This window comes from Streptomyces sp. HUAS CB01 (genome assembly GCF_030406905.1).
Lineage (GTDB): Bacteria > Actinomycetota > Actinomycetes > Streptomycetales > Streptomycetaceae > Streptomyces > Streptomyces chengbuensis.
The window spans coordinates 3,708,106-3,735,000 of the sequence record NZ_CP129137.1 but is presented as its reverse complement, the minus strand read 5'-3'; the positions used below and the strand labels follow the sequence as shown (position 1 = coordinate 3,735,000).

Genomic DNA, 26,895 nt, shown 5'->3' with positions numbered 1-26,895 from the left:
AAACGGCGGTGGTAACTATAACCATCCTAAGGTAGCGAAATTCCTTGTCGGGTAAGTTCCGACCTGCACGAATGGCGTAACGACTTCTCGACTGTCTCAACCATAGGCCCGGTGAAATTGCACTACGAGTAAAGATGCTCGTTTCGCGCAGCAGGACGGAAAGACCCCGGGACCTTTACTACAGTTTGATATTGGTGTTCGGTTCGGCTTGTGTAGGATAGGTGGGAGACTGTGAAGCTTGGACGCCAGTTCAGGTGGAGTCGTCGTTGAAATACCACTCTGGTCGTGCTGGATGTCTAACCTGGGTCCGTGATCCGGATCAGGGACAGTGTCTGATGGGTAGTTTAACTGGGGCGGTTGCCTCCTAAAGGGTAACGGAGGCGCCCAAAGGTTCCCTCAGCCTGGTTGGCAATCAGGTGTTGAGTGTAAGTGCACAAGGGAGCTTGACTGTGAGACCGACGGGTCGAGCAGGGACGAAAGTCGGGACTAGTGATCCGGCGGTGGCTTGTGGAAGCGCCGTCGCTCAACGGATAAAAGGTACCCCGGGGATAACAGGCTGATCTTCCCCAAGAGTCCATATCGACGGGATGGTTTGGCACCTCGATGTCGGCTCGTCGCATCCTGGGGCTGGAGTCGGTCCCAAGGGTTGGGCTGTTCGCCCATTAAAGCGGTACGCGAGCTGGGTTTAGAACGTCGTGAGACAGTTCGGTCCCTATCCGCTGTGCGCGTAGGAGTCTTGAGAAGGGCTGTCCCTAGTACGAGAGGACCGGGACGGACGAACCTCTGGTGTGCCAGTTGTCCTGCCAAGGGCATGGCTGGTTGGCTACGTTCGGGAGGGATAACCGCTGAAAGCATCTAAGCGGGAAGCCTGCTTCGAGATGAGGACTCCCACCCACTTGATGGGGTAAGGCTCCCAGTAGACGACTGGGTTGATAGGCCGGATATGGAAGCCAGGTGACTGGTGGAGTTGACCGGTACTAATAGGCCGAGGGCTTGTCCTCAGTTGCTCGCGTCCACTGTGTTAGTTCTGAAGTAACGAACATGCCGAGACCACGTGGTGGTCGGCCGGTTCGACATCTTCATAGTGTTTCGGTGGTCATAGCGTTAGGGAAACGCCCGGTTACATTCCGAACCCGGAAGCTAAGCCTTTCAGCGCCGATGGTACTGCAGGGGGGACCCTGTGGGAGAGTAGGACACCGCCGAACAATTGTTGAGGGAAAGCCCCGGACCGTGACGGTCCGGGGCTTTTCCGCGTTTCAGGGCATGTTTTCCTGCTGCGGATTTCGGCTACCGCCGCGCCCTTCGGCCCGCTGCCCGGCGAGGCCGGCGCCGGCCGGACCGGTGGAAATCGCCTTGGCGGAGGCTCGTCGGCGCCGCGAGGATCGGGGCATGGACCACAACATTCGCGCCGTACGAGCCGGCGAGTGGGAGAAGGCCCGGGACATCAGGCTGGCCGCTCTCCAGGATCCCGCGGCGCCCATTGCCTTCCTGGAGACCTACGAGCACGCAGTGGGCCGGCCCGCGGCGTACTGGCGGGACCGTACCGACACCGCAGCCTCCGGACTGGGCTTCCGGCAGTTCATCGCGGAGGACTCCGACGGACGCTGGATCGGCACCGTGACCGTGATGGTGGAAGGCCCGGCGGACGAGGTGCGGTTCGGGGAGGCGGCCACCGTCGACCAGACGCACCTCGTGGGAGTGTTCGTACGGCCGGAGGCGCGGGGGACCGGGGTCACGGAGCAGCTGTTCCGGGCCGCCGTCGCATGGTCCTGGGCTCTGACCGAGCCGGCGGTCGAACGGGTGCGGCTGTACGTGCACGAGGGCAACGGCCGGGCGATGGCGTTCTACCGGCGATTCGGGTTCGTACCGAGCGGTGATTCCGTGCCGGTGCCGTCCGATCCGTCGGCCAGGGAGATCGAGTACGAACTGCGGCGGTCCTGAGCGCTCTCCGGGGGGCTAGTGAGCGCCCGGGCCGGGGGCGGAGTCCGGCGTCGTCAGTGGCTGCGGCCAGCGGGCGCGGCCCTGTTCCCGGGAGCGGAGCAGCGCGAGTGTCGGCATGCCCAGGCCCGGGCCGGTGGCGAGCATCTCCGGCAGGAGGGGCAGGGGGGCCACGGCGGCGATGTCGTCGAGGACGAGGGTGAGTGGTGGGTCGAGCCGACCGTCGGATGACCGTGCGGCCATGCGGCGGCCGTGCTCGACCACGCTCGAGGTGAGTGCGGTGAGGAGCGGCATGGCACCCGGGCGGGCGCGCGGGTCCTCGATCGATTCACCCACCACATAGAGCGTGCCCCCCTCGTCCACAAATGATTCCAGGGTGAGCGAATCTGCTCGGTTCGGAGTGCAGGCTTCTCGGATGTGGACGGAGGAGAGGGCCGTGAGCGTACGGGCCGTCAGTTCCTGGGCGATCTGCCGACGTTCGCTGTGCGAGGTGAGAGCCGACTCGAGCAGTCCGGCGAGACCGGAAGCGGCCTTCTGGTGGGTGCGGAGGATGCGTACGGGCTCGTGGGCGCCACTGCCCTGGGCCCACCGGTGGACCTGTTTGAAGGGGCGGCCGTCCACGGCGGCGGCGTGCAACCAGCAGCGCAGGAGCGTTTCGGCAGTGTCCGCGACGGCCTCGTCGAGGCGGGAGCGGGGCCGTACGGGGGCGAACAGTGCCGCCGCCCTGCCGGCCGCCGTGGCCGGGTCCTCGCAGCCGGTCGTGGGGGACCAGTGGAGCCTGGCGGGCGTGTCACAGAGATGGCCGGGGTCGTAGACGAGGACCGGTCCGAGTTTGGCCCTGGCGCCCTTGGTCTCCGACCAGACGGTCGGGTCGGAGGTGACGACGAGCGCGGGCCCCGGGGCGTCGCGGATCGCCTGGACTGCGGAGGGGAGCCGGACGGACGGAGCTCCGTAGAGGACGGGTGGGCGGCGGGGGCCCGCTACCGCGACCGGTTCGGGCATGGGCAGGGCCGTGGGCACGGCGGGTGTCGTGGGCACGGACGGTGATGCGAGCACTGAGGGATCGGAGAGCTCGGCGGGTGCCGTGGTCGTGAGCTGCTCGACCGATGTGCCGGGGTGCGCGGGGGGCGCCGCTTCGACGGGGAGCGCCGTACCGGGACCGGCCACGGCTCCCGCGGGCACGGGCGCTTCGTCGGTGACGGCTGCGGTCGGACGAGACGCCGGCCGGTCCGTGCGAAGCAGCGGCTGGTCCTTGACCGTCACCGGTGCCGTGATGGGCGGCGCCATGTCCCTGCCCCGGCCCGTCTCCCTCATGCCCCTGCGCCGCGCCCGCACCGCGCGCCAGCGGGCCAGGGTGCCGAGCACGAAGACCGTCAGGACGACGAGCGTCATCAACTGGCCGATGAGCAGGCCCCAGAACAGTCCGTAACCGGACAGCTGGCCGGCAGGGGTGGCGGGCCAGGCGGCGGGCACGTCGTGCGGTTCGGAGACGAGGCTGCGTATGGCCGTCGGGGTGTTCGTGAACGTCACACCGTCCGGCCAGGAGCCGTGAGCGAACAGGCCCGCGAGGCCCGTCGCCGTCCAGACCAGGACGGTCAGTCCGACGAGGAAGCCCAGGACGCCCACGAGCAGGCCGTCCGGGATGCCTCGCTCCTCGTGCGGCTGTTCGCGTCCTGGGCCGCGTCGCGGGTCGTGCGCCACCGTCAGGCCACCGTCGACTCGGAGGAGTCCAGCCGGCGCTGCTGCCGCTCGATGAAGGCCGCGCGCTGCTCCGCCTCCTGTTCCGCGGCACGGACGTCCTCGGGGAGGGAGGAGGACTCCGTCATCGCGCGGTCCGTGTAGACCAGGGGGCGTTCGGCCTCCGTCACCAGGTGTTTGACGACCTGGACATTGCCGTTGACGTCCCAGACCGCGATGCCGGGGGTCAGGGTGGGGATGATCTCCACGGCCCACCGGGGCAGCCCGAGCACTCTGCCCGTGGCCCGGGCCTCGTCCGCCTTCTGGGCGTAGATCGTGCGGGTCGACGCCATCTTGAGGATGGCGGCCGCCTCCCTGGCAGCGGCGCCGTCGACCACGTCGCTGAGGTGGTGGACGACGGCGACGAAGGACAGGCCGAGCCGCCGGCCGAACTTGAGCAGCCGCTGGAAGAGCTGCGCCACGAAGGGGCTGTTGATGATGTGCCAGGCCTCCTCGACGAGGAAGATGCGCTTCTTCCGGTCGGGGCGGATCCAGGTGTGCTCCAGCCACACGCCGACGATCGCCATGAGGATCGGCATGGCGATGGAGTTGCGGTCGATGTGCGACAGGTCGAAGACGATGAGCGGGGCGTCCAGGTCGATACCGACCGTCGTCGGGCCGTCGAACATTCCGCGCAGGTCACCGTCGACGAGCCGGTCGAGGACCAGGGCCACGTCCAGGCCCCAGGCCCGTACGTCGTCGATGTCGACGTTCATCGCCGCCGCCGACTCCGGCTCGGGGTGGCGGAGTTGCTCGACGATGTCGGTGAGGACCGGCTGCCGGTCGGTGATGGTCTCGTTGACGTACGCGTGCGCCACCTTGAGCGCGAAGCCCGCCCGTTCGTCGAGGCCGTGACCCATGGCGACCTCGATGATGGTGCGCAGCAGCGCCAGCTGTCCGGTGGTGGTGATCGACGGGTCGAGCGGGTTGAGGCGGATACCGTCGTCCAGGGCGGCCATCGGGTCGAGCCTGATGGGAGTTATTCCCAGCTCCTGGGCGATGAGGTTCCATTCGCCGACGCCGTCCTCGCCCTGGGCGTCGAGGACGACGACCTGGCGGTCGCGGAAGCGGAGCTGGCGCAGGACGTACGTCTTCTCCAGCGCCGACTTGCCGTTGCCGGACTCGCCGAGTACCAGCCAGTGCGGGGCGGGGAGCTGCTGTCCGTACAGCTGGAACGGGTCGTAGACGTAGCCCTTGCCGCTGTACACCTCGCGGCCGATGATCACGCCCGAGTCCCCGAGGCCCGGCGCGGCGGTCGGCAGATAGACGGCCTGGGCCTGGCCCGTGGAGGTGCGCACGGGTGAGCGGGTCGTCTCGACCTTCCCGAAGAGGAAGGACGTGAAGGACTCGGTGAGGACGGACAGCGGGTCTCGCATCGGATGAGGGCCCCTATCGGCGCGTGTCGGTGCGTGTCAGCCGCTATCGGCGGATGCCGGTGGCGAACGGCAGCGTGTTCACAAAGGCCCGGTGGTGCTCGCGGTCGCACCACTCCAGCTTCAGGTACGACTTGCCCGCCGAGGCCCTGATCGTGCGCTTGTCCCTGGCCAGGGCCTCGGGCGTACGCGACGACACAGTGATGTACCCGACAAGATTGACGCCTGCCGCGCCGCTGGCGAGATCTTCACCCCGCTGGTCGAGTCGGCCGTGTGCGGCGATGTCGCGGGGGTCGACGGTGCGGTTCATCTTGGCGGCGCGGCTGGCCTCCGCCTCGTCGTTGGTCTTCTCCGTGAGCATCCGCTCGATGGCGACCTCGGTGGGTTCCAGGTCCATGCAGACCGCGACGGTGCGGATCACGTCCGGGGTGTGGACGAGCAGGGGGGCGAGGAAGTTGACCCCGACGGGGGTCATCGGCCACTCCTTCACCCAGGCGGTGGCGTGGCACCAGGGGGCGCGGGTGGCGGACTCGCGGGTCTTCGCCTGGAGATAGGTGGGCTCCACCGCGTCGAGTTCGGCGGGCCAGGCGTTGCGCTTGGTCATGGCCTGGATGTGGTCGATGGGGTGGTCCGGGTCGTACATGGAGTGCACGAGGGAGGCGAGCCGGGCCTGGCCGAGGGGCTGGCGGACGCGGATGTCGGCCTCGGCGAGGCGGGCGCAGATGTCGGTCAGCTCGCGTGCCATGACGACGGCGAGGCCGGCGTCCTTGTCGAGTCGCTTGGCGCCGGTGGCATGGCGGGCGGCCCGGGCCATGGCGTGGGCCTCGGCGGCCAGTTCCCGGGTGTAGTGCATGCACGCGACCAGATAGGCGCGGTGCTGCTCGCTGGAGGTGGACACCATGGACTGCAACTGGTCGTAGGACTGCTGGAGCCAGGCGGGGGCGCTGTGGTCGCCGCGCTGGGCTACGTCCTTGGCGTGGGCGTCGGGGTCGGCGGGCAGGGTGCGGGCGAGCATCTGAAGCCGTGTCACGAAGCCGTCGCCGTTGGCGACATGCTTCAGCAGCGTGCCGAAACGGTCCACCAGGGCTTCCTGGTCCTCGCTGTCGCGCAGGCCGACGCCGGGGCCCTCGATCTCGATGGCGGCGGTGACGGTGCGCCGGTCGGCGTGCAGCAGTACGGCGATCTCGTCCGGGCCGAAGGGGGCGGCGAGCCAGTTGATCCGGCCGATGCCGGGCGGGGGACCGATCTCGACCTCGCGGCCGTCGACGCGGGTGCCCGCTTCCATGGCGCGGGAGCGGTAGACGGTGCCCTGGCGCAGGGTGCGCTTGTAGCTGCGGTTGATCTCGTACCAGCGGTAGAAGGTGCGCTGCTTGTACGGCACGTACACGGCGGCCAGCGCGAGCAGCGGGAAGCCCATGAGCAGCACGATGCGCAGGGACAGGACGGGCACCAGCAGTCCGCTCATCATGCCGAGGAACGCGCCGGCGATGATCAGGGCGATCTCGCCCGTCTCGCGGTTCTTGCCGATGAGCGCGTTCGGCCGGGCCCGGCCGATCAGATACGTGCGGCGGGGCGCGATGGCCGGGGACTGCGTCGTCAACGCCCTCCACCTCCTGTGTTTCCTGTGTTGGTGCCGGTGGTGCTGCCGGAGTTCCTGCGGTGGCTGTGCGGGGTGCTGCCGGTGCCTCCGCTACGGGGCGGAGGTGCGGCGGAGGGGACACTTCCGCCGCCACCGCTCCCGGTCCCGCGTGTGCTGTGGGCGGCGACCCCGCCGGCGACGGGGCTCGGGGCGCTGCCGCCTCCCGAGCCGCCCCCGCCCTGCTGGTGGGTGCGGGTGCTGTGGGTCTTGATGCCCTGGGAGACGAGGGCGGCGGGGGAACTGATGACGGCGGCGGCCTTGTTCTCCGCGCTGTTCTGGAGTCGGTTGTTGCGGGACGCGGCGATCTCGTCGCCGAACCCGGGAACGAAACGGTAGATCATCGCGGAGGCGAAGATCGCGAGCAGGATGATGGCGAGTCCCGTGACCACGGCGGAGAACGAGTCCGGCCCGTCGTCGGCGGACAGCGCCCCCGCGAGGCCGAGCACGATGACGATGACCGGCTTGACGAGGATCACCGCGATCATGATCCCGGCCCAGCGGCGGACGTGGCCCCACATGTTCTTGTCCACGAGCCCCGAATACACGACGACACCGAGCAGCGCGCCGACGTACAGGAGGACGGCGCGGAGGAACAGCTCGAGGTAGAGGATGCCGGCGGCGACGATCGTCACCAGCGAGACGACGATCAGCATGATCGGCCCGCCGCCGATGTCGTCGCCCTTCTGCAGCGCCTCCTTGAACCCGCCGAAGAACACGTCGGTCTGACCGCCGGTGCCCTGGGCGATCACGTCGGTGACCGAGTCGGTCGCGGAGACGAGCGTGTAGAGGATCAGGGGCGTGAAGGCGGAGGCGAGGACGGTGAGCCAGAGGAAGCCGATGGCCTCGGAGACGGCGGTGGAGAGGGGGACGCCGCGAATGGCGCGCTTGGCCACGGCGAGCATCCAGAGGAGGAGGGTGAGGAAGGTGGCGGCGGCGAAGACGACGGCGTACTGGCTGAGGAAGGTGGTGTTGGTGAAGTCCACTTCGGCGGTGGACTTCACGGCCTTGGAGAGGGTGTCGACGACCCAGGCGGCGGCGTCGGCGCAGCCGCGGGCGAGGGAGGAGAGGGGGTCGAGGGCGCCGGCGGGGTCGTCGAGCGAGGGGGCACGGCGGGCGGCACCGCCGGATTCGCCGTTCTCGCAGTAGTCGCGGGCGGGGCCGCGGATGAGGTCACAGGGGCTGTTGCTGCCGCTCGGGCTGGGCGTCGGTGTCGGCGCGGCGGTCGCGCGGGCGGCCGTGACCATGAAAGCGGCCTGGAGTCCGCCCACCGCCGTGGTCAGTGCGACCGCGGAGCGGGAGCGCTTACCGGGCATAGGTGAACCCTCCGAACTGTTCGACCGCGTCGGCCATTTCCTTCGCGCTCGAAGCCGCTTGGTCACGGCCAACGGGCACGGGACCGTCCTTCTGCGCGTGTCCGGTGACCTTCCAGCCTCCGTCGATCCACTTCATCTCGTAGGTGGTCGTGTACCAGCTCTCGGAGACGGGGTTCTTGGAACCCTCCCCCGCCAGCCCGAACAACGACGAGTACCAGACAGCCACACTGGCGGTGTCGCCGCTGAACTTCTCCACCTTGGTGCCCACGGGCACGACGCGCGAGATGAACGTGAGGCCCTCGGGGGCCGTGCCGTCCTCCCGCAGCCCAATCCGGGAGAGGAAGCCCTCGTCCGCGTAGACCTTGTCGAGATCCGCCTGCCGGGCGCCCACTACCTCGGGGGCGTACACGGTGCTCACGATCTCGTGGCGGCGTGCCTGGTCGTACATGTCGGCGGAGCCGAGGGGAACCGCGTAGTTCGCCGCCGCGCTCTGCGCCCCCTGTTCGTCCCTCGCGTACCCCGACGGGATGCCCGCGTGTTTGCCCGCCACCGGGCGCATGCCCGTCGCCGCCGTGGGGGCCGTGCCCTTGGCCGTGTCGGTGGTTCTGGGGGAGTCCGTGCCGTCGCCGCGGTTGGCGAAGGCGATGGCGGCGATGAGGAGGACGACCACGCCCACGACCGTGACGAGGGAGCGGGGGTTGCGGGTGGGGCGGCGGGCGCCGCCGTAGACGTCGCCGGTGCCGCCCTCGGGGAGACGGGTGCGGGTCTGGCCCGCACCGCCGCTGCCGAATCCGTCGGTCTCGTCGTCGTAGCTCATGCCGCGTGCGCCCCCTCAGCCGTGTGCGGTGCCGTGCCGTGGTACGACGGTAGCCCTGCTGCTCTCCGTGCGGGCGGGGTGTGGTGACTCGACATCAGGGGGACGCAACCTCTGTAGGTGGGTGCGACGGACGGGTGGTGTCGGGGACGGGCGCGATGCGGTACGGAGCGTCAGACGGCCATCCCGTACACGATGGTGAACAGGGTCCCCAGTGACCCGATGATGAAGACGCCGGTGAGGCCGGCGACGATCAGGCCCTTGCCCTGTTCCGCGCTGAAGGTGTCGCGCAGGGCCGTGGCGCCGATGCGCTGCTTCGCGGCTCCCCAGATCGCGATGCCCAGGCAGAGCAGGATGGCGACGGCCATCACGACCTCGATCATCACGCGGGCCTCGTTCCCGAGGCTGCCGAAAGGCCCCCAGTTCGGGGCGATTCCGCCGATGATGGTGGTGATGTCGCCCTTTTCAGCCGCCAGGTACATATAACTCACCGCCCCTGTTGGGTAGTTGTCCGCCCCTGCCCCATGGCACAGGCCACCGCTCTATCTTCGCTGATGAAACCGTCCGCGTGCGCCGACTTGGCGGCTCTCTTTGCTCGATTCGCGCGCGGATGCCGGTCCGGCCCTCTGACCTGCGGTGGCTCGTGCGGCCGGTGCGGGTGTGCGGACACGTTTCGTCACTCTGTGTATCACGGAGCGTGACTTCGGGCAATGACTGTCGTTGTGGCACCCAGGGGGTGAATCCGGTGCGGGGGCGCTCGCCGGCGCGGGGCGGGAGCTGCTGACGGGAGGTCATGAGCGCGGGGCGGCGCCGGAGTACGGCGCCGCCCCGTGGTGTGGGGGTGAAACGGTCAGCGGTTGGCGACCATGTAGCCGAGAAGCCCGATGGCCACGGCGATGAGGGCGATGACGGTCACGGCGGCGATGGTTCCCCCGGCGTCGCCGTTGCGGCCCGCCGTCTTCGCGCCGGTCCCCGCGTTCTGAAGGTTCTGCACGTGTTGCTCCTGGTGCTGGTCGCCCCGCCGTCGGTCGAACGGCGGGGATGTTCACAGCCTTCCCGGCTGCGTGACACAGCGTAACCGCGGCTGGTCCAGACCACGTTTCCGGGGTCGGCCGAGGTCCGGCCCGTGCCGTTACGTCCCGGTCGACGGCCTCAGCGGGGCGCGACGAACAGGCTCTGGGCGCTGCGGCCGATCGGGCCCTTCTCGTCGTGCAGCCGGGCGTCCGCCAGGCCGATGCCGGCCGGGTCGACGCTCGTACGGGCCTCGACGCAGACCCATTCGCCGACCGGGTGCCGGTGCAGATGGACCGTCAGATCGGCGTTCACGAACACATGGCGCTCGAAGTCGAGGACGTTGCTGATGCCGTTGCCGGAGTCGGCCGCCACCAGGACGCGGTCCAGCGGGCGGACCTCCTCGCCCGCGACGAGCGGCGTCCTCATCCGCATCCAGCAGGTCCCGGGGCCCTGCTCCCGGAAGGTCCCCTCGGTGAACCGGGTTTCCATGGACGTGTGGTAGCCCACGTCCCACGGCACGGCGAAGAAGGGTGTCTCTGCCGTCTCTCCGGGCGAGGGCACCTGAGGCCCCTCGGCGACCGCCGGTCCGGGTCGGGTGAGCGTGCGGACGCGCAGGGCGCGGGCGAACATCACCGGTGCCGCGCCCTCGGGTGCGAGCGCCGCCTCGACGAGTTCCACGTTGCGCCCGGTGCGCAGGACGGTGGTCGTCACCTCCAGCGGCCGGATCGGCACGGGGCGGACGATCTCGTACGTCACCCGTGCGAGCCGCATGTCGGTGCGCCCGTCCGGCCGCTCCTCCAGGGCGCGGCCGAGCAGGGCGGCGGGCGGGCCGGCGTGCTGCGATCCGGCGTCCCAGGGTCCCCGGGTGTGCTCGGTCGACGAGAAGCGGTTCTCGGAGATCCGCTCGTAGAACGCATGGTGTTCCGCCATGACGGGCCGCCTCTCGCCGCAGACACGTGTACGGGCCACACGCTACCTACCGGTAACCGGCCGGGACAGCCCTCGGGCACCCCTTCGCCCCGGCCTCGTCCCCGAGCCCGCCCCCGCCCGGAGTCGACCCGGCCCTCGCCCCCGGCCGGCCCGCCCTGGGTCGGCGTCCCCCGTCCTCCGTGGGGGGCCGTCCGCCCGTGCTTCACCGACCCCCGCGTGCGCCCCCTGAACCGGCGCCTCCCCACCTACACTGACGATCGGTGGACTGCCGTGCGGCGGAAGGTGATTGACGGTGCGTAAGGCGTGGCTCGTCGCTGGCGGGGCCGTCGGGCTCTGTCTGAGCTTCCTCGCCCTGCTCGTCGTCGGGACCTTCTCTGCCGCCGCGGGCCTCGGGAGCGGGGTGAAGGGGGCCGTGGCGCTGGCCAAGGGAGCCGTGCCCGCCCTGTACCAGCCGCTGGTGCAGAAGTGGGGCAATCTGTGCCCGGCCATCAACCCGGCGCTGCTCGCCGCGCAGCTGTACCAGGAGTCCGGCTGGAACCCGCGGGCCCAGAGCCATGCCGCCGCACAGGGCATCGCCCAGTTCATCCCCGGCACCTGGGCGGCGCACGGGGTCGACGGGGACGGCGACGGGGACCGGGACGTGTGGGACCCCGCGGACGCGATCCCGTCGGCGGCCTCGTACGACTGCAAGCTCGCGGGGTACGTGAAGAAGGCCCCCGGCGACCCGACGGACAACATGCTGGCCGCGTACAACGCGGGCGCGTACGCCGTGATCAAGTACGGCGGGGTGCCGCCGTACAAGGAGACGCGGAACTACGTGAAGGTCATCCGGACCCTGGAGAAGAGCTTCGCCCGGCCGGTGGGGCGGGTGGAGCCGTCGCGGCAGGCGGCCGGGGCCATCTACTTCGCCCAGCAGAAGCTCGGCACGAAGTACCTCTGGGGCGGGAACGGCACACCGGAGCAGGGCGGCCGGTTCGACTGCTCGGGCCTGACGCAGGCCGCGTACCGCACCGTCGGGATCGAGCTGCCGCGCGTGGCCAACGACCAGTACAACGCCGGGCCGCATCCGTCCCGGGACGAACTGCTCCCCGGGGACCTGGTGTTCTTCTCCGACGACCTGACCAACTCACGGGCCATCAGGCACGTGGGGCTGTACGTCGGCGGGGGCTATATGATCAACGCGCCGTACACCGGGGCGGTGATCCGGTTCGACAAGATCGACACCCCGGACTACTTCGGTGCGACGCGGGTGACCAAGGACGGTGCCGAGGCACTGCCGAATCCGCCAGGGTCCACCGTGTGACGGCCGGCTGACGGAGCGTCGGCCGTGGCTGGAACTCTCCGTGAAGGCCCGGCCTGAACTGGGGCGACGCATCACTCTTCGATAACGTCATGGTGATCGTTTCGTGGAGAGAGGAACGTACGCGCGGAACGGGTCGTTCCCTGGACCGGAGCAGTACGTACACACCGCACCGACCACGGGGGTCTCGGAATGCGGCGCACACGGGCGTGCGCCGCTGCTGGCGACACACAGGCAAGGGGCCGCAGCAGATGGCTGGACTCGCACTCGACGGCGTGAATCCGGATGTCGGCCTGCTCTACGACATCAACGGACTGGCCCGGTCGGCTCCGCCGTGGTTCGACCGCGTCATGGAGTTCGTCGGTGAGTACGGAATCATGCTCGCCCTCGTCCTCGTGGGGCTGTGGTGCTGGTGGAGCGTGCGCCGGCGCGGCACGCCCGAGGATTCGATCGGCGCGGTCGCCGCGCTGGTCTGGGCTCCGCTCGCCGCCGGTGTCGCCCTGCTGATCAATGTGCCGATCCGCGGGTTCGTGGAACGGCCGCGGCCGTTCCTGGATCACCACGGGCTCGAGGTCCTGGTCGACGGCAAGACCGACTTCTCCTTCGTCAGCGACCACTCGACGATGGCGATGGCCGTCGGGGTCGCGGTGTTCGTCGCCAACCGCCGCTTCGGGCTCGCGGCGATCGGCCTCGCGCTCGCCGAGGGCTTCTGCCGCGTGTACATGGGAGTCCACTACCCGACCGACGTCGTGGGCGGGTTCGCGCTCGGCACGGCGGTGGTGTTGCTTCTCTCCCCCCTTGCGCAGGCCCTGCTCACGCCGCTGGTCTCGGCCGTCTCCCGCTCGGGTGCCGGGGGGTGGCTCGTGCGGTCGCGGCGAGCCGTGACCGCGGACCGGCAGCACGAGATGCTCGACATCCCGGAGCCCGGTGTCCGGCCCGGGCACAACGACCTGGCGGCATAGCCCGCCGGGGCGTCCCCCGGCCCGGCCGGGCGGTCGTTGACCCGCTCCGGCTCGTCCGGCTTCTCCCGCCCGGCAGTCCCGATCCGCTTCCGCCCGGCCAGCCCTGATCCCCTTCCTGACCGTCAGGACCGCCGTCCGGCGCACCGGGCCCGGCCGTTGTGCAGGGCATGGATCGCCGGGCGCCCGCCGTCTTCCCGACCGTCAGGACCGGCCCGTCCGGCCGTCCCCCGCCCGATCGCCTCCGGCGCCCGAGCGGTCGTGGACGCCGGGCGCGAGTGCCTTCTCTCAGGCCTCGGCGGGCTCCGTCGTCTCGTGCGCCCTCGCGTCGGTGCGGGCGCGTTCCCTGGAGCGGCGGGCGGGGCCCGTCCAGCCGCAGGAACAGCGGGCCAGCGCGAAGGAACCCCGATCGACGGTCGTGGTGTGGTGGGCGGACGTGCGCACCCTTCCACGGTACCGGTCGTTATGCGGGGCAGCGGCGAGCGTGTTGGGGGTTGACAGGCGATGGTGGTGCAGCAGCACTGGCTCAGGCGCGGCGCATGTGCCGCAGCCGCCGTGATGGGTGTGACCGGTACCGCGGGATGCTCCGGCGGCGGGGACGCGGTCGCCGACGCCCGCGCCGGTGCGGATCCCCTCCTCACTGTGCGGAAGGCCGCCGACGTGCTGGCCGAGGCCGGTACGGCGAAGGCCCGTACCGCCATGGAGACGGCCGCCGGCGGGACGCGGGTCACCATCCGCGGCGAGGGCGGGTACGACTTCCGGCGCGCCATGGGCCGGCTGCGGGTGGTCCTCCCCAAGGACCCGGCCGGCTCCAGCGGTCATCAGCCGATCACCGAACTGCTCGCGCCCGGTGCTCTGTACATGAAGGACCGCGGTGCCGGAGTGCCATCGGACAAATGGGTCAGGGTGGACACCTCGACGCTGTCTGACGGCAATCTGGTCACCGGAGGGGCGACGGATCCCGCCGCCGCCGCGGAACTGCTGCGCGGGGCGCGGAGCGCGACGATCGTCGGCCACGAGGAGCTGGCGGGGGTGCGGGTCACCCACTACCGCGGCACCACGGACATCGGGCACGCCGCGCGGGCCGCGTCCCCGCACGCCCGCGGGGCGCTCGCCGCCGCGGCGAGGGGGTTCGCCGAGGACGCCGTGGTGTTCGACGCCTACCTCGACTCCGAGGGCAGGCTGCGCAAGGTGCGCCATCAGTTCAGCTTCGCGAACCAGGGCAGAACGGTCGCCGTCGCGTCCACCACGCTGCTGTACGAGTTCGGCGCCCCCGTCGTGGTGCGGCTGCCGGACCGGGGCGACATCTACGCCGGGCGCGTCCGGATGTAGGCACCGGGGGGTCGGTAAATGGTCCGGACGTGCCATGCGCGGCGTGTATCCCGCTCCCTACGCTAGGAAGCCGACACCGGCCGGAAGAGGTGAATGCACGTGGCTCCCGCCAGTACGCCGACCGTCCAGGACCACGTCGCCCTCGCCGAGATCGAGTTGTGCGGTGAGTTGATGATCGCGGCATCGGCCGCGGACGAGGAGCGGCTCAGCCCCGACCGTATCGACGAGGTGCTGAACGTCCGCGTGACCACGACCGACGACGCGTGAGGCCGGCCGGCTCGATCGCGACGGCCGGCCCTCGGACGGGCGGGGGTCAGGTCCGGAGCAAGCGGGCGATCGCCTTCGTCGCCTCCTCGACCTTGGTGTCGATCTCGTCGCCGCCCTTCAGCGCGGCGTCGGCGACGCAGTGGCGCAAATGCTCTTCCAGCAGCTGCAGTGCGAAGGACTGCAGCGCCTTCGTGGAAGCGGAGACCTGCGTGAGTATGTCGATGCAGTACGTGTCCTCGTCGACCATGCGCTGCAGCCCGCGGATCTGGCCCTCGATCCGGCGGAGCCGCTTGAGGTGCTCGTCCTTCTGCTTGTGGTAGCCGTGGACGCCCTGGTCGTGGCCGGGTTCCTCATGGGCCGTGACCGGAAGTCCGCCGGCCGTGTCCGTGGTCGTCATCGGTCCTCCCGCAGACCTGTCCGGTATACCCCTCGTGGGTATATGGTACCGATCCCTGATGGTTCGGGCAGGGCCCCGTGCTGGTCTCTCTTCTCGATGGGCGACACTGAGGGGACGCCGGTTAGCCGTGGCCGGATGATGCGCCTAGCATCAGCCTGACCGAAACCCAGCACCCCGAGGACCCCACGTGCGATTTCGTCTGACCCCCAGGGAGACGAGCTTCTACGACATGTTCGCCGCGTCCGCGGACAACATCGTCACGGGCTCGAAGCTCCTGATGGAACTGCTCGGAGCGGACGGTCCCGCCCGGGCCGAGATCGCGGAACGGATGCGCGCAGCGGAGCACGCCGGGGACGACGCCACCCATGCGATCTTCCATCAGCTGAACTCCTCGTTCATCACGCCCTTCGACCGCGAGGACATCTACTCCCTCGCGTCGTCGCTGGACGACATCATGGACTTCATGGAGGAGGCCGTCGATCTGGTCGTCCTCTACAACATCGAGGAGCTGCCGAAGGGTGTCGAGCAGCAGATCGAGGTGCTGGCGCGGGCCGCGGAGCTGACGGCGGAGGCCATGCCGCACCTGCGGACGATGGACAACCTCACCGAGTACTGGATCGAGGTGAACCGTCTGGAGAACCAGGCGGACCAGATCCACCGCAAGCTCCTCGCGCATCTCTTCAACGGCAAGTACGACGCCATCGAGGTGCTCAAGCTCAAGCAGATCGTCGACGTGCTCGAGGAGGCCGCGGACGCGTTCGAGCACGTGGCCAACACGGTGGAGACCATCGCGGTCAAGGAGTCCTGAGCGGACGTGGACACCTTTGCGCTGGTCGCGACCATCGGGGTCGCGCTCTTCTTCACGTACACCAACGGCTTCCACGACTCCGCGAACGCGATCGCCACGTCCGTGTCGACGCGCGCCCTGACGCCGCGTGCCGCGCTGGCGATGGCCGCGGTGATGAACCTCGCGGGCGCGTTCCTCGGCAGCGGGGTCGCCAAGACCGTGAGCGAGGGTCTGATCGAGACGCCCAAGGGCGACCGGGGCATGGGCATCCTGTTCGCGGCGCTGGTCGGCGCGATCATCTGGAACCTGGTCACCTGGTACTTCGGTCTGCCCTCGTCGTCCTCGCACGCCCTCTTCGGAGGCATGGTGGGTGCGGCGCTGGCCGGCGGCACCGAGGTCATCTGGGGCGGGGTGCTCGACAAGGTCGTCATCCCGATGTTCGTCTCGCCCGTGGTCGGCCTGGTCGTCGGCTACCTGGTGATGACCGCGATCATGTGGATCTTCCGCCGGGCCAACCCGGCGAAGGCGAAGCGCGGCTTCCGTATCGCCCAGACCGTGTCCGCGGCGGGCATGGCCCTCGGCCACGGCCTCCAGGACGCGCAGAAGACCATGGGCATCGTGGTGATGGCGCTGGTCATCGCCGATGTCGAGGACTACGGCGACCCCATTCCGGTGTGGGTGAAGGTCGTCTGCGCGGTGATGCTGTCGCTCGGTACGTACGCGGGTGGCTGGCGCATCATGCGGACCCTCGGCCGCAAGATCATCGAGCTGGACCCGCCGCAGGGGTTCGCGGCGGAGACGACCGGTGCGTCGATCATGTTCGGTTCGGCGTTCCTCTTCCACGCGCCGATCTCCACCACGCATGTGATCACCTCGGCGATCATGGGTGTCGGGGCGACGAAGCGGGTGAACGCGGTGCGGTGGGGCGTCGCGAAGAACATCGTGATGGGGTGGTTCATCACGATGCCGGCCGCGGCGTTCGTCGCGGCGCTGAGCTTCTGGATCGTGAACCTGGCCTTCGGCTAGGCGTGTTGCGGTAGTAGCTCCGTCCGCCCGCAGGGCGGGGTCTGCGGCGTCCGGTGCGTGCGATCGCACGGCGGAGGATCTTCCTCGTCCTGGACGTACGTGGATGACTCCGACAACGCAGCGAGCGTGCGTGCCGGGCGTCGCGGGCCAGGAGGGACTCTCGCAACCCGCCCTGGCAGCCGCGCCGGGCGTGGCCGGAGGTCTCGCGTGCACCGCGTCCCGGTTCGGGGGCGGTGCTCTTCTGTCGCGCGCGGCCTGAGTCGTCCGTCCTCGGACTCCTCGCGCGGACATCGTCCCGGGGCCGGGCCGCACCGGCCGAGGGCTCGTGCCGGTCGCGTCCGGCGGTGTCCGGTGGCGCCGGTCACGGGAGCACGCGTACCCGCGATGCGTCGCGCACCCGAGCGCACCCCGGACTGCCGGACTGCCGGACTGCCGGACTGCACGGACCGCCGGACGGCAAGACGTCGGCCCCCGCTCGGATGAGTGGGGGCCGACCCTTCGCCCTGCGGTGGCACCGCCATGCAGCACCGCAGGGCAGTACGGGGTGCTCAGCCGAAGCGGCCCGAGATGTAGTCCTCGGTCGCCTGGACGGACGGGTTGGAGAAGATCCGCTCCGTCTCGTCTATCTCGATGAGCTTGCCGGGCTGCCCGACCGCCGCGAGGTTGAAGAACGCCGTGCGGTCGGAGACGCGCGCCGCCTGCTGCATGTTGTGCGTCACGATGACGATCGTGAAGCGCTCCTTCAGCTCGCCGATCAGGTCCTCGATCGCCAGCGTGGAGATCGGGTCCAGCGCCGAGCAGGGCTCGTCCATCAGCAGGACGTCCGGCTCGACCGCGATCGCGCGGGCGATGCACAGACGCTGCTGCTGGCCGCCGGACAGACCCGAGCCGGGCTTGTTGAGGCGGTCCTTGACCTCGTTCCAGAGGTTCGCGCCCCGGAGGGAGCGCTCGACGATGTCGTTGAGCTGGTTCTTCTTGTACGAGCCGTTCAGCCGCAGGCCCGCCGCCACGTTGTCGAAGATCGACATGGTGGGGAACGGGTTGGGGCGCTGGAACACCATGCCGACCGTGCGCCGCACGGCGACGGGGTCGACGTCCTTGCCGTACAGGTTCTCGTCGTCCAGCATCACCTTGCCCTCGACGCGGCCGCCGGGGGTGACCTCGTGCATACGGTTCAGGGTGCGCAGGAACGTCGACTTGCCGCAGCCGGACGGGCCGATGAAGGCCGTCACGGAGCGGGGCTCCACGGTCATCGAGATGTCCTCGATCGCCTTGTGGGAGCCGTAGAAGGCGGACAGTCCGCTGATGTCGATTCGCTTGGCCATTACTCAGTCACTTCCAAATCGCCGCGCGCTCAGCGGCCGGTCTTCGGGGCCTTCCAGCGGGCGATGCCGCGGGCCACCAGGTTGAGGATCATGACGAAGGCGATCAGTACCAGGGCGGCGGCCCAGGCGCGGGAGATGGAGGCGTCCGTGCCGACGGCGTACTGCTCGTACACGTACAGCGGCAGGGACGCCTGGGCGCCTTCGAAGGGGTTCGGGTTGATCAGCTTCGTGCCGAAGACGAGCAGCAGCACGGGAGCCGTCTCACCGGTGATGCGGGCCACCGCGAGCATGACGCCCGTGGTGATGCCGCCGATCGCGGTGGGGATGACCACCTTGAGGATCGTCCGCCACTTGGGGACGCCGAGCGCGAGCGAGGCCTCGCGCAGCTCGTTCGGGACGAGCTTGAGCATCTCCTCGGTGGAGCGGACGACGACCGGCATCATCAGGATGGCGAGCGCGAGCGCGCCTGCGAACCCGGAGGGCCCGAAGCCCAATATCAGATTCCATGTGGCCAGGACGAACAGGCCCGCGACGATGGACGGGATGCCCGTCATGACGTCGACGAAGAAGGTGACGGCCTTGGCCAGCCTTCCACCGCCGTACTCGACGAGGTAGACCGCGGTGAGCAAACCCACCGGGGCGGCGATCAGCGTGGCGATGAGGACCTGCTCGATCGTGCCGAGCAGGGCGTGGTACACCCCGCCGCCGGTCTCGGCGTCGAGGACCGCGTTCATGGAGTGGCTGAGGAAGTACGGGTCGAGGACTTCCAGGCCTTTGCTGATCGTGACCCATGACAGGGAGACGAGAGGGACGACGGCGAGGACGAAGGCGACCCAGACGATGCTGGTGGCGACCCGGTCCCTGGCCTGGCGCTTGCCTTCCACCTTCGCGGTGATCAGGTAGCTGGCGAGCACGAAGAGCAGGGCGGCCAGCATGCCCCACTGGGTTCGGCTCTGCCAGCCCGCGACCGTACCGAGGCCGATGCCCGCGGCAACGGCGCCGGCGGCGATGGCCGGCTGCGCCCAGCGGGGAAGCCGGGCGTGGGAGAGGTGGTTGACGCGCACGGTGGTGACCGGCCGCTGATCCTGGACGACGTGGCTCATGCGTTGGCCCCCGAGTACTCCTTGCGACGGGCGATGATCCACCGGGCCGCGCCGTTGACCAGCAGGGTGATGACGAAGAGAACCAGGCCGGAGGCGATCAGGGCGTCGCGGCCGAACTCGTTGGCCTCGTTGAACTTCGAGGCGATGTTCTGGGCGAAGGTGCCGCCGCCCGGGTCGAGCAGGTGGCCGGAGATCAGGAAGCTCGGGGAGAGGACCACGGCGACGGCCATGGTCTCGCCGAGCGCACGGCCCAGGCCGAGCATGGAGGCGCTGATGATGCCGGAGCGGCCGAAGGGGAGCACCGACATGCGGATGACCTCCCAGCGGGTGGCACCGAGGGCGAGCGCCGCCTCCTCGTGCATCTTCGGGACCTGGAGGAAGACCTCACGGGTGACGTTGGTGATGATCGGAAGGATCATGATCGCCAGCAGGATGCCGACGGTGAACAGATTGCGCGCGGGGCCGTCGCCGGCCTTGTCGAAGATGTACGTCCAGCCCATGTACTCGTCGAGCCACTGGTTGAGGCCGTCGAGGTAGGGGACGAGGAAGATCGCGCCCCAGAGGCCGTAGATGATGCTCGGGACGGCCGCGAGCAGGTCCACGATGTAGGCGAGCGGCGCTGCGAGCCTGCGCGGCGCGTAGTGCGAGATGAACAGCGCGATGCCGACGGCGACGGGCACGGCGATGGCCATGGCGATGACCGAGGAGACGATCGTGCCGAAGGCCAGGACGGCGATGCCGAAGACCGGCGGGTCGCCGGCCGGGTTCCACTCGAAGGTGGTGAGGAAGTTCCCTTGGTCCTTCGAGATGGCGAGAAAGGCACGGTAGCTGAGGAAGCCCGCGATCGCGGCCATGATCATCAGCAGGGCGATGCCGGAACCACGGGACAGGCCCAGGAAGACACGGTCTCCCGGGCGGGTCTTGGGCTTGGGCGCTGCTGCGGCCGGCCCCGGTGGAGGCGGCGCGTCGGTCTGAATGGTGGTTGCCATCAATGGTTTCTCCGGTCTGCGGAGCCGTGAGGCTCCCGGCGGCGGTGCACCGGATGCCGGGGCCGGCCCGTCGTGGTGTGACGGACCGGCCCCGGTCGGGTCAGGACAGGGTGGGGACGATCTCGCGGACCTTGGCCGCGATCTCGGTCGGCAGCGGCGCGTAGCCGGCGTCCGAGAGGACCTTCTGGCCCTCGTCGCTGACGGTGTAGTTCAGGAACGCCTTCAGCGCGGGCAGGGTCTCCGCCTTGTTGCCCTTGTCGCAGGCGATCTCGTACGTGACCAGGATGATCGGGTAGGCGCCGTCGACCTGGGTCTTGTAGTCGAGGCTGAGGGCGAGGTCGTTCCCGGTGCCCTTGACCTTGGCGGCGGCGATGGCCTTCGAGGCGTTCTCGGTGGTGGCCTCGACCGGGGCGGAGGCGCCGGTGCTGAGCTTGACCGTGCTGATCTTCTGAGCGGTCGCGTAGGACAGTTCGAAGTAGCCGATCGCGCCCTCGGTGCCCTTGACGGAGGAAGCCACGCCGGAGGAGCCGCTGGCGGCCTGGCCGCCGGGGGCCTCCCACGACTTCGACTTCGGGTCGTGCTTCCAGTCGGCCGGGGCGGCCTCGCTGAGGTACTTGTGCAGGTTCTGGGTGGTGCCGGACTCGTCCGAGCGGTGGAACGCCTGGATCGTGGTGCCGGGGAGCTTGACGTCCGGGTTGAGCTTGGCGATCGCCGGGTCGTTCCACTTCTTGATCTTCGTGTCGAAGATCTTGGCCAGGGTGGGGGCGTCGAGGACGAGGTTGTCCACGCCGCTGAGGTTGTAGCCGATGGCCACCGGGCCGCCCACCATCGGCAGGTTGATGCCCTGGCCCGTCTTGCAGACCTTCTTGGACTCCTCGACCTCCTCGGGCTTCAGCGCGGAGTCGGATCCGGCGAAGGCCACCTGGCCCTGGGTGAACTTGGTGATGCCACCGCCGGAGCCGATGGCCTGGTAATTGACCTCGACCCCGGAGCAGGCTGCCTGGAAGTTCTTCACCCAGAGGTCCATGGCGTTCTTCTGTGCGGTCGACCCCGCCGCCAGGAGCTGGCCCTTGGCGTCGTCGCACTTGATGTTCGACGCGGCGCTCGTCTTCTCGCCGGTGCCGCCGGTGCCGCCGGTGTTGTCGTCCGAACCACACGCCGTGAGGACCAGGGCGCCGGACACGGCGAGGGCACCGAGCGCGGTGGCGCGAAGCCCGTTCTTGCGCTGAAGCTTCACTTTCGGGTGTTCCTTCCAGAAGCCGCCGGGTTCGCGGACGCGAGCTCCGTCTGCCCTCGTCGTTCTACGGCGGCGCGTGTCGGGGTGGGTGGCGCGGCACTGTGCCGGTCACCGGGTAAGCCCGAAATTAGGCAGATCAGGTGAAGCGGCCGACGGGGCGTGGTGAACGGGAGGTGAACCCTGCCGGACAAAGAAGTTCCGCCTTTATCTGCGCGTGACCTCGCACCCCGGCGGGTACGGCGGGCGGCGGAACGGGCCGGGTGGCGGGGAGGGCCCCGGGCCCCGGCGACGGGGCTCCGGACCGGTGGTGGGGCCGGTTCCGGCGGGGCGGGCGTCCCCGGGCCGAGGAGCGGCGGTTCCGCGGGCCGGGACGGCCGGCGGGTCCGTGGTCAGCGGGTGCCGAGGGCCTTGAGGAGGGCGTCGACGAGCGTCCGGTCCCGCGGTTCGGTGATCCGGCGGCGGGCAGCGGCCGGGGTCAGCCAGGCGATGCGGTCGACCTCGCGCCCGGGGGTGAAGTCACCCGGCGAGAGGGCTTCGGCGGCCCAGTAGCTGACCTGCTTGGGCCGGCCCGCGACGAGGTAGCGGACGGTCGGCAGGACCGGGCCCGGCACCCCCTGGTGGCCGGTCTCCTCGCGGACCTCGCGCAGCGCCCCGTCCAGCGCGCGCTCGCCCCGCTTGAGCTTGCCCTTGGGGTGCGACCAGTCGTCGTACCTGGGGCGGTGGACCAGGCAGATCTCGATCGCCCCGGCCGTCCGCGGGGAGCGGCGCCACAGGACGCAGCCTGCCGCGAGGACGGTGCCGTCGGGGGCGGTGTTCACGGCGCGGCCAGCGCGTGCTCGTCGCGGGGCCCGTCCGGTCCGGGGGGCGTTTCCTGCCACGTCCGCTGGAAGGCGAAGCGCGCGGCCTCGACCTCGTGGCGCTGGTCGGCGTGGAGCACACCGAGGGCGTACGCCGTGGCCGGCGCGATGCGGGGCGTGCGGGCCGCGGAGGCGGCGGCCGTGGCCGCCTCGGCGGCGTCGCGGTGCCGGTCCAGGGTGCGGCCGGCCGCGGTGAGCCGCGGGTCGGGGCCGCCCCCGGAGTGCAGGACCTCCTGGGCGTAGCGGTGGAGCCGCAGCAGGTGGCGCACCTGGTGCCAGGGAGCGTCCTGGGCCTCGCCCGCGGAGGCGGTGGCGAGGCCGTGGACCAGGGCTTCCGCGTTGTACGGGTGGGCCGCGCGGGTCAGCGGCAGTGCGGCGACCGCGTCGGCCAGCCTGCGCTCGGCGACCTCCGCGTGCGCGGCGAGGGCCGCGCCCGGCGCCCCGGTGGCCGGGGCCAGCGGCACCTCGGAGGCGAGCAGGGCGACGGCGTCCGCGACCGCGTGGAACCGCGAGGAGCCGAGTGCCTGGAGGGCGGCGGAGTGGGCCCGGGTACGGCCGAGGGTCAGCTGCCGTTCCAGCAGCGCCCCGGCGCGGGCGCCGCCCACGGTGAGCGCCCCGCGGCCGGGCCGCTCGGCGGTGGGCGGCCGGTCGGCCGGTGCGCCCGGTCCGGCGTCGCCGTCCGCGGCCCGGGCCGACGGTACCGGCGGGGTGCCCGAGAGCCGGGCCAGGGCGTCGAGCAGCCGGGCCAGCCGGGCCGTGCAGGCGTGTTCCTCGGCGAGGATGCCGGAGAGCCAGGCGAGCTCGGTGCGCAGCTGGTCGGCCCAGGCCGGGTCCAGCAGGGGACGGAAGGTGTGGAGCGTGCCGCGGATGCGGTGGGCGGACCGCCGCAGGGCCCGGGCGGCCTCCGCCGCACTCCGCGTGTCCGCACCGCTCTCGCCGTGCAGTCGCAGACTGCGGAGGAAGTCGCCGGCCTGTTGCCGCAGATACCCGGCCAGGACCTGGTCGGCGCCCGCCCCCCGCGGCGCCAGGGGAAGGTCATGGTTGTGCACGCCGGCGCCTCCGGGCGTCTATGAGCATCTCCTGGATGTGCCGCAGCGGCTGCCCGTCGGCGTCCGTCGCATGACGGGTCCACTCGCCGTCCGGGCCGAGGTGCCAGGACGAGGTGGAGTCGGACATGCCGGTCTCCAGCAGCCGGGTCAGAGACGCGCGGTGGGCCGGGTCGGTGACCCGGACGAGTGCCTCGATACGGCGGTCGAGGTTGCGGTGCATCATGTCGGCGCTGCCGATCCACACCTCGGGCTCGCCGCCGTTGCCGAAGGCGAAGATCCGGGAGTGCTCGAGGAAGCGGCCGAGGATGGAGCGGACCCTTATGTTCTCGGACAGGCCCGGGACGTCCGGCCGGATCGCGCAGATCCCGCGGACCCAGACGTCCACCGGGACACCGGCCTGGGACGCGCGGTACAGGGCGTCGATGATCGCCTCGTCGACCATCGAGTTGACCTTGATCCGGACGTACGCGGGGCGGCCGGCCCGGTGGTGGACGATCTCCTTGTTGATCCGGGCGACGAGCCCGTCGCGCAGCGACTTCGGGGCGACGAGCAGCCGGCGGTACGTCTCGCGGCGCGAGTAGCCGGAGAGCCGGTTGAACAGGTCGGAGAGGTCGGCGCCGACCTGCGGGTCCGCGGTGAGCACGCCGAGGTCCTCGTACAGCCGGGCGGTCTTGGGGTGGTAGTTGCCGGTGCCGACGTGCGAGTAGCGGCGCAGGGTCTCGCCCTCCTGGCGCACCACGAGCGACAGCTTGCAGTGGGTCTTCAGGCCGACCAGGCCGTAGACCACGTGGCAGCCTGCCTCCTCCAGCTTCCGGGCCCACTTGATGTTGGCCTGCTCGTCGAAGCGGGCCTTGATCTCGACGAGGACGAGGACCTGCTTGCCGGACTCGGCGGCGTCGATCAGGGCGTCCACGATCGGGGACTTGCCGGAGGTCCGGTACAGCGTCTGCTTGATCGCGAGGACGTCCGGGTCCGCCGCCGCCTGCTCCAGGAAGGCCTGGACGGACGTGGAGAACGAGTCGTACGGGTGGTGCAGCAGCACGTCGCGCTCGCGCAGCGCGGCGAAGATGTCGGGTGCCGACGCCGACTCGACCTCGGCGAGGTCGCGGTGGGTGCCGGCGATGAACTTGGGGTACTTCAGCTCGGGCCGGTCGAGGGAGACGATCCCGAACAGGCCGGTCAGGTCCAGCGGCCCCGGCAGCGGGTAGACCTCGGACTCGGAGATCTTCAGCTCCCGGACGAGCAGGTCCAGCACGTAGGGGTCGATGGACTCCTCGACCTCCAGCCGGACCGGCGGGCCGAAGCGGCGTCGCAGCAGTTCCTTCTCCAGGGCCTGGAGCAGGTTCTCGGCGTCGTCCTCCTCGACCTCGAGGTCCTCGTTCCTGGTCACCCGGAACATGTGGTGAGCGAGCACCTCCATGCCGGGGAAGAGCTCCTCCAGGTGGGCCGCGATGACGTCCTCCAGCGGCACGTACCGCTGGGGCGAGGCCTCGAGGAACCGGGACAGCAGCGGCGGGACCTTCACCCGGGCGAAGTGGCGGTGGCCGCTGACCGGGTTGCGGACGACGACGGCGAGGTTCAGCGACAGGCCCGAGATGTACGGGAAGGGGTGCGCGGGGTCCACGGCCAGCGGGGTGAGGACGGGGAAGATCTGCTGGCGGAAGAGGGTGAACAGGCGGGCCTGTTCCTTCTCGGTGAGTTCGGGCCAGCGGATGAGGTGGATGCCCTCGTCGGCGAGCGCCGGGGCGACGTCCTGCTGGAAGCAGGCGGCGTGCCGGGCCATGAGCTCGCGCGAGCGGTTCCAGATCAGTTCCAGGACCTCGCGGGGCTGCAGTCCGGAGGCGGAGCGGGTGGCGACGCCGGTCGCGATGCGGCGCTTCAGTCCGGCCACCCGGACCATGAAGAACTCGTCCAGGTTCGAGGCGAAGATCGCGAGGAAGTTCGCTCGTTCGAGGAGCGGTGTGGCGGGGTCCTCGGCGAGTTCCAGGACCCGTTCGTTGAACGCGAGCCAGCTGCGCTCGCGGTCCAGGAAGCGGCCCTGGGGCAGCTCGGCGTCCTCGGGTTCGCCCTCGTAGGCGTCGAGGTCGGCGTCGATGTCGGGCTCCAGGTCGGAGACCGCGGCGGACACCGTGTGGGGGCGGTGCGCGGCGATGGATCCGACGGACGGCTGGGCGTTCTGGACCGGTACCTCGGCGGGCTGCTGGCTCATGGACCCATTGTTCCGCGCAAAAGGGTGACCGGGCGCGCCGGAGCGGGGTCCGGTGGGACGGGAACGCCCGTTTCGCGGGGCGGGGGGCACAGCGGGCTGCATTCAGCGAGGGTTGCAAGGGTCGCTGAATGGCCGGTAACGAGAACATGACGTGCGGGGTACCCCCGGGCACCTCGCACGGCGTTCCCGCCCGCCCGCCCGGACGTGGTGACCCCCGTCCACCACGCCCGCGCGGGCGGGGAGTTGTCAGGCGTGCCGCCGGCGCAGCACGCGGAAGGCCGCGTACGTCGCCGCGGCCGCGAGTGCCAGCACGATGCCGGTCTCGACGAGCTGGATCGGCCAGAAGTGGGACGGCGGGTGGTAGAGGGCGTACCACTCGCGGATCCCGGTGCCGGGCCGGCACCCGGGAGGCGACGCGGACTGTGGGGTCAGGCACTGCTGGACCCACTCCCCGGAGGGGAGCACCAGGCCGTGCTCCATCTCCCAGGCGCCGTTCCCGAGCTCGCCCCGGGACTCCCTCCACACGACCGTGGCCGTCGGCCAGAGGCGGTCCCGCAGCCCGTCGAAGAGCAGCCACACCAGAGCGGTCGCCCCGAGGGCGAGGGTTCCGGCCGGGAGGGCGCTCCGCAGCAGCAGGGCCGTGAGCGCGCCGGACGCGAGGGCGAGCAGTCCGTACGCGAGGACCGAGGGCCCCAGGGCCAGGAAGGTGTCCGTGGAGTACCACTCGTCGCCGATGAGGTTCCCGGGCCCGGCACCCCGGGCCCAGCGGTACAGCAGGGACAGCACCGCGAGTCCGGCGGTGAGCAGCGCGGCGGGCACGGCGAGCTTGGCGGCGAGCCAGCCGGCCGGGGTGACGGACTGGGTCCAGGAGAGCCCGGCCGTGCCGCGCTCCAGCTCCGAGCCGAAGAGCACGGCACCCGCGTGGAACGCCACCACGAGGGGCAGCCACGCGATCGCGGACGCCGCCGAGCCCAGGTTGGCGGAGTAGTCGAAGTGCGACGGCAGCTGCAGTGGCGGGCAGGGCGGCAGTCCGGTCCCGGGCGAACCGCACGGCCCCGCGGTGCGGGCGGCCGCGGCACCCGCGAACCGCAGCGCGACCAGTCCGGCGGCGGCCGCCCCGACGAACGCCCCGAAGAGCAGCAGGGACCTGCGGTGCAGCAGGAGCACGGCCCGGGCCGGGCCGGGGAGGGCGGGGGTGCTCATGGGCGGTCTCCGGGGATCGGTCGGCGGGGCGGGGCGTGCGGCCGGACGCCCGGGGCGGCCGCGCACCGGCCCGTCGGCGGGCACGCGTTCGGTGGTG

General features: G+C 70.5%; 25 protein-coding genes and 2 rRNA genes (1 of these 27 only partly in view). 9 read left to right on the top strand and 18 right to left on the bottom strand.

Translation table 11 applies throughout. The features are described from left to right. The 3 genes from QRN89_RS16555 to QRN89_RS16545 form a co-directional block, all read left to right on the top strand. A 23S ribosomal RNA gene (locus tag QRN89_RS16555) occupies positions 1-1,001 on the top strand; it begins 2,120 nt to the left of the window's first position. Between the two features lie 87 nt (positions 1,002-1,088). Next, positions 1,089-1,205, top strand: a 5S ribosomal RNA gene (rrf, locus tag QRN89_RS16550). A gap of 184 nt (positions 1,206-1,389) precedes the next feature. Next, on the top strand, positions 1,390-1,941 hold the full coding sequence (locus QRN89_RS16545; protein WP_290350218.1) for a GNAT family N-acetyltransferase: 552 nt from the start codon (positions 1,390-1,392) through the stop codon (positions 1,939-1,941). Positions 1,942-1,956: 15 nt separating this feature from the next. Here the strand turns inward: QRN89_RS16545 and QRN89_RS16540 are convergent, their stop codons facing one another. From QRN89_RS16540 to QRN89_RS16505, 8 genes are all read right to left on the bottom strand, one after another. Continuing rightward, positions 1,957-3,564, bottom strand: coding sequence for a type VI secretion protein (locus QRN89_RS16540; RefSeq protein ID WP_290353734.1), 1,608 nt, complete (start codon positions 3,562-3,564; stop codon positions 1,957-1,959). Between the two features lie 77 nt (positions 3,565-3,641). After that, positions 3,642-5,051 (bottom strand): ATP-binding protein, encoded by a 1,410-nt coding sequence (locus QRN89_RS16535; protein WP_290350217.1) that lies wholly within the window; start codon positions 5,049-5,051, stop codon positions 3,642-3,644. A gap of 43 nt (positions 5,052-5,094) precedes the next feature. Continuing rightward, positions 5,095-6,648: an SCO6880 family protein gene (locus tag QRN89_RS16530; protein WP_290350216.1), complete on the bottom strand. Its 1,554-nt coding sequence runs from the start codon at positions 6,646-6,648 to the stop codon at positions 5,095-5,097. Then, positions 6,645-8,000 (bottom strand): hypothetical protein, encoded by a 1,356-nt coding sequence (locus QRN89_RS16525; RefSeq protein WP_290350215.1) that lies wholly within the window; start codon positions 7,998-8,000, stop codon positions 6,645-6,647. The genes QRN89_RS16530 and QRN89_RS16525 overlap by 4 nt, the downstream gene beginning before the upstream one ends. Further along, positions 7,990-8,817, bottom strand: coding sequence for a hypothetical protein (locus QRN89_RS16520; RefSeq protein WP_290350214.1), 828 nt, complete (start codon positions 8,815-8,817; stop codon positions 7,990-7,992). Before QRN89_RS16520 ends, QRN89_RS16525 begins: the two co-directional genes overlap by 11 nt. Positions 8,818-8,987: 170 nt before the next feature. Further along, positions 8,988-9,296, bottom strand: coding sequence for a DUF8827 family protein (locus QRN89_RS16515; RefSeq protein WP_017945892.1), 309 nt, complete (start codon positions 9,294-9,296; stop codon positions 8,988-8,990). 368 nt (positions 9,297-9,664) lie between these two features. Beyond that, positions 9,665-9,808 carry a hypothetical protein gene (locus tag QRN89_RS16510; RefSeq protein ID WP_290350213.1) on the bottom strand — a complete coding sequence of 48 codons (144 nt, stop codon included), beginning with the start codon at positions 9,806-9,808 and terminating at the stop codon, positions 9,665-9,667. A gap of 158 nt (positions 9,809-9,966) precedes the next feature. After that, positions 9,967-10,758: a thioesterase family protein gene (locus tag QRN89_RS16505; protein WP_290350212.1), complete on the bottom strand. Its 792-nt coding sequence runs from the start codon at positions 10,756-10,758 to the stop codon at positions 9,967-9,969. Positions 10,759-11,050: 292 nt separating this feature from the next. On the opposite strand from QRN89_RS16505, the gene QRN89_RS16500 reads away from it, so the two are divergent. Both QRN89_RS16500 and QRN89_RS16495 read left to right on the top strand, forming a co-directional pair. Next, positions 11,051-12,061, top strand: a complete 1,011-nt coding sequence (locus QRN89_RS16500) for a C40 family peptidase (RefSeq protein ID WP_290350211.1) — start codon at positions 11,051-11,053, stop codon at positions 12,059-12,061. A 248-nt stretch (positions 12,062-12,309) separates the two neighbouring features. Then, positions 12,310-13,020 (top strand): phosphatase PAP2 family protein, encoded by a 711-nt coding sequence (locus QRN89_RS16495; RefSeq protein ID WP_290350210.1) that lies wholly within the window; start codon positions 12,310-12,312, stop codon positions 13,018-13,020. 285 nt (positions 13,021-13,305) lie between these two features. Here the strand turns inward: QRN89_RS16495 and QRN89_RS16490 are convergent, their stop codons facing one another. Then, positions 13,306-13,461: a hypothetical protein gene (locus QRN89_RS16490; RefSeq protein ID WP_290350209.1), complete on the bottom strand. Its 156-nt coding sequence runs from the start codon at positions 13,459-13,461 to the stop codon at positions 13,306-13,308. A 60-nt stretch (positions 13,462-13,521) separates the two neighbouring features. On the opposite strand from QRN89_RS16490, the gene QRN89_RS16485 reads away from it, so the two are divergent. Both QRN89_RS16485 and QRN89_RS16480 read left to right on the top strand, forming a co-directional pair. Beyond that, positions 13,522-14,349: an SCO4651 family lipoprotein gene (locus QRN89_RS16485; RefSeq protein ID WP_290350208.1), complete on the top strand. Its 828-nt coding sequence runs from the start codon at positions 13,522-13,524 to the stop codon at positions 14,347-14,349. Positions 14,350-14,448: 99 nt separating this feature from the next. Further along, the gene (locus QRN89_RS16480; protein ID WP_290353984.1) at positions 14,449-14,616 is read left to right on the top strand and encodes a hypothetical protein; all 168 of its coding nucleotides are present in this window, start codon (positions 14,449-14,451) and stop codon (positions 14,614-14,616) included. A gap of 46 nt (positions 14,617-14,662) precedes the next feature. Here QRN89_RS16480 and QRN89_RS16475 read toward each other — a convergent pair whose 3' ends face one another. Then, positions 14,663-15,013, bottom strand: a complete 351-nt coding sequence (locus tag QRN89_RS16475) for a metal-sensitive transcriptional regulator (RefSeq protein ID WP_290350207.1) — start codon at positions 15,011-15,013, stop codon at positions 14,663-14,665. A 187-nt stretch (positions 15,014-15,200) separates the two neighbouring features. Between QRN89_RS16475 and QRN89_RS16470 the strand changes: the two genes are divergently transcribed. Further along, a complete protein-coding gene (locus QRN89_RS16470) occupies positions 15,201-15,821 on the top strand; it encodes a DUF47 domain-containing protein (RefSeq protein WP_027731940.1) in 621 nt (206 codons plus the stop codon). A gap of 6 nt (positions 15,822-15,827) precedes the next feature. Beyond that, positions 15,828-16,826: an inorganic phosphate transporter gene (locus QRN89_RS16465; protein ID WP_290350206.1), complete on the top strand. Its 999-nt coding sequence runs from the start codon at positions 15,828-15,830 to the stop codon at positions 16,824-16,826. Between the two features lie 548 nt (positions 16,827-17,374). On the opposite strand, the gene pstB is transcribed toward QRN89_RS16465, so the two are convergent. The 8 genes from pstB to QRN89_RS16425 all read right to left on the bottom strand — a co-directional run bounded on the left by pstB (position 17,375) and on the right by QRN89_RS16425 (position 26,798). Continuing rightward, complete coding sequence (gene pstB, locus QRN89_RS16460; RefSeq protein WP_290350205.1) at positions 17,375-18,151, bottom strand: phosphate ABC transporter ATP-binding protein PstB; 777 nt, start codon at positions 18,149-18,151, stop codon at positions 17,375-17,377. Between the two features lie 29 nt (positions 18,152-18,180). Beyond that, positions 18,181-19,254: a phosphate ABC transporter permease PstA gene (gene pstA, locus QRN89_RS16455; protein ID WP_290350204.1), complete on the bottom strand. Its 1,074-nt coding sequence runs from the start codon at positions 19,252-19,254 to the stop codon at positions 18,181-18,183. Beyond that, positions 19,251-20,243: a phosphate ABC transporter permease subunit PstC gene (gene pstC / locus QRN89_RS16450; protein WP_093661203.1), complete on the bottom strand. Its 993-nt coding sequence runs from the start codon at positions 20,241-20,243 to the stop codon at positions 19,251-19,253. Before pstC ends, pstA begins: the two co-directional genes overlap by 4 nt. 100 nt (positions 20,244-20,343) lie before the next feature. Next, positions 20,344-21,480, bottom strand: a complete 1,137-nt coding sequence (pstS, locus tag QRN89_RS16445; RefSeq protein ID WP_093661201.1) for a phosphate ABC transporter substrate-binding protein PstS — start codon at positions 21,478-21,480, stop codon at positions 20,344-20,346. Between the two features lie 389 nt (positions 21,481-21,869). After that, on the bottom strand, positions 21,870-22,298 hold the full coding sequence (locus QRN89_RS16440; protein ID WP_290350202.1) for an NUDIX hydrolase: 429 nt from the start codon (positions 22,296-22,298) through the stop codon (positions 21,870-21,872). Beyond that, the gene (locus QRN89_RS16435) at positions 22,295-23,386 is read right to left on the bottom strand and encodes a CHAD domain-containing protein (RefSeq protein ID WP_290350199.1); all 1,092 of its coding nucleotides are present in this window, start codon (positions 23,384-23,386) and stop codon (positions 22,295-22,297) included. Before QRN89_RS16435 ends, QRN89_RS16440 begins: the two co-directional genes overlap by 4 nt. Continuing rightward, the gene (locus tag QRN89_RS16430; protein WP_290350198.1) at positions 23,373-25,595 is read right to left on the bottom strand and encodes an RNA degradosome polyphosphate kinase; all 2,223 of its coding nucleotides are present in this window, start codon (positions 25,593-25,595) and stop codon (positions 23,373-23,375) included. The genes QRN89_RS16435 and QRN89_RS16430 overlap by 14 nt, the downstream gene beginning before the upstream one ends. 246 nt (positions 25,596-25,841) lie before the next feature. After that, complete coding sequence (locus tag QRN89_RS16425; protein WP_290350197.1) at positions 25,842-26,798, bottom strand: ABC-2 membrane transporter-related protein; 957 nt, start codon at positions 26,796-26,798, stop codon at positions 25,842-25,844. Positions 26,799-26,895: the final 97 nt, after the last annotated feature.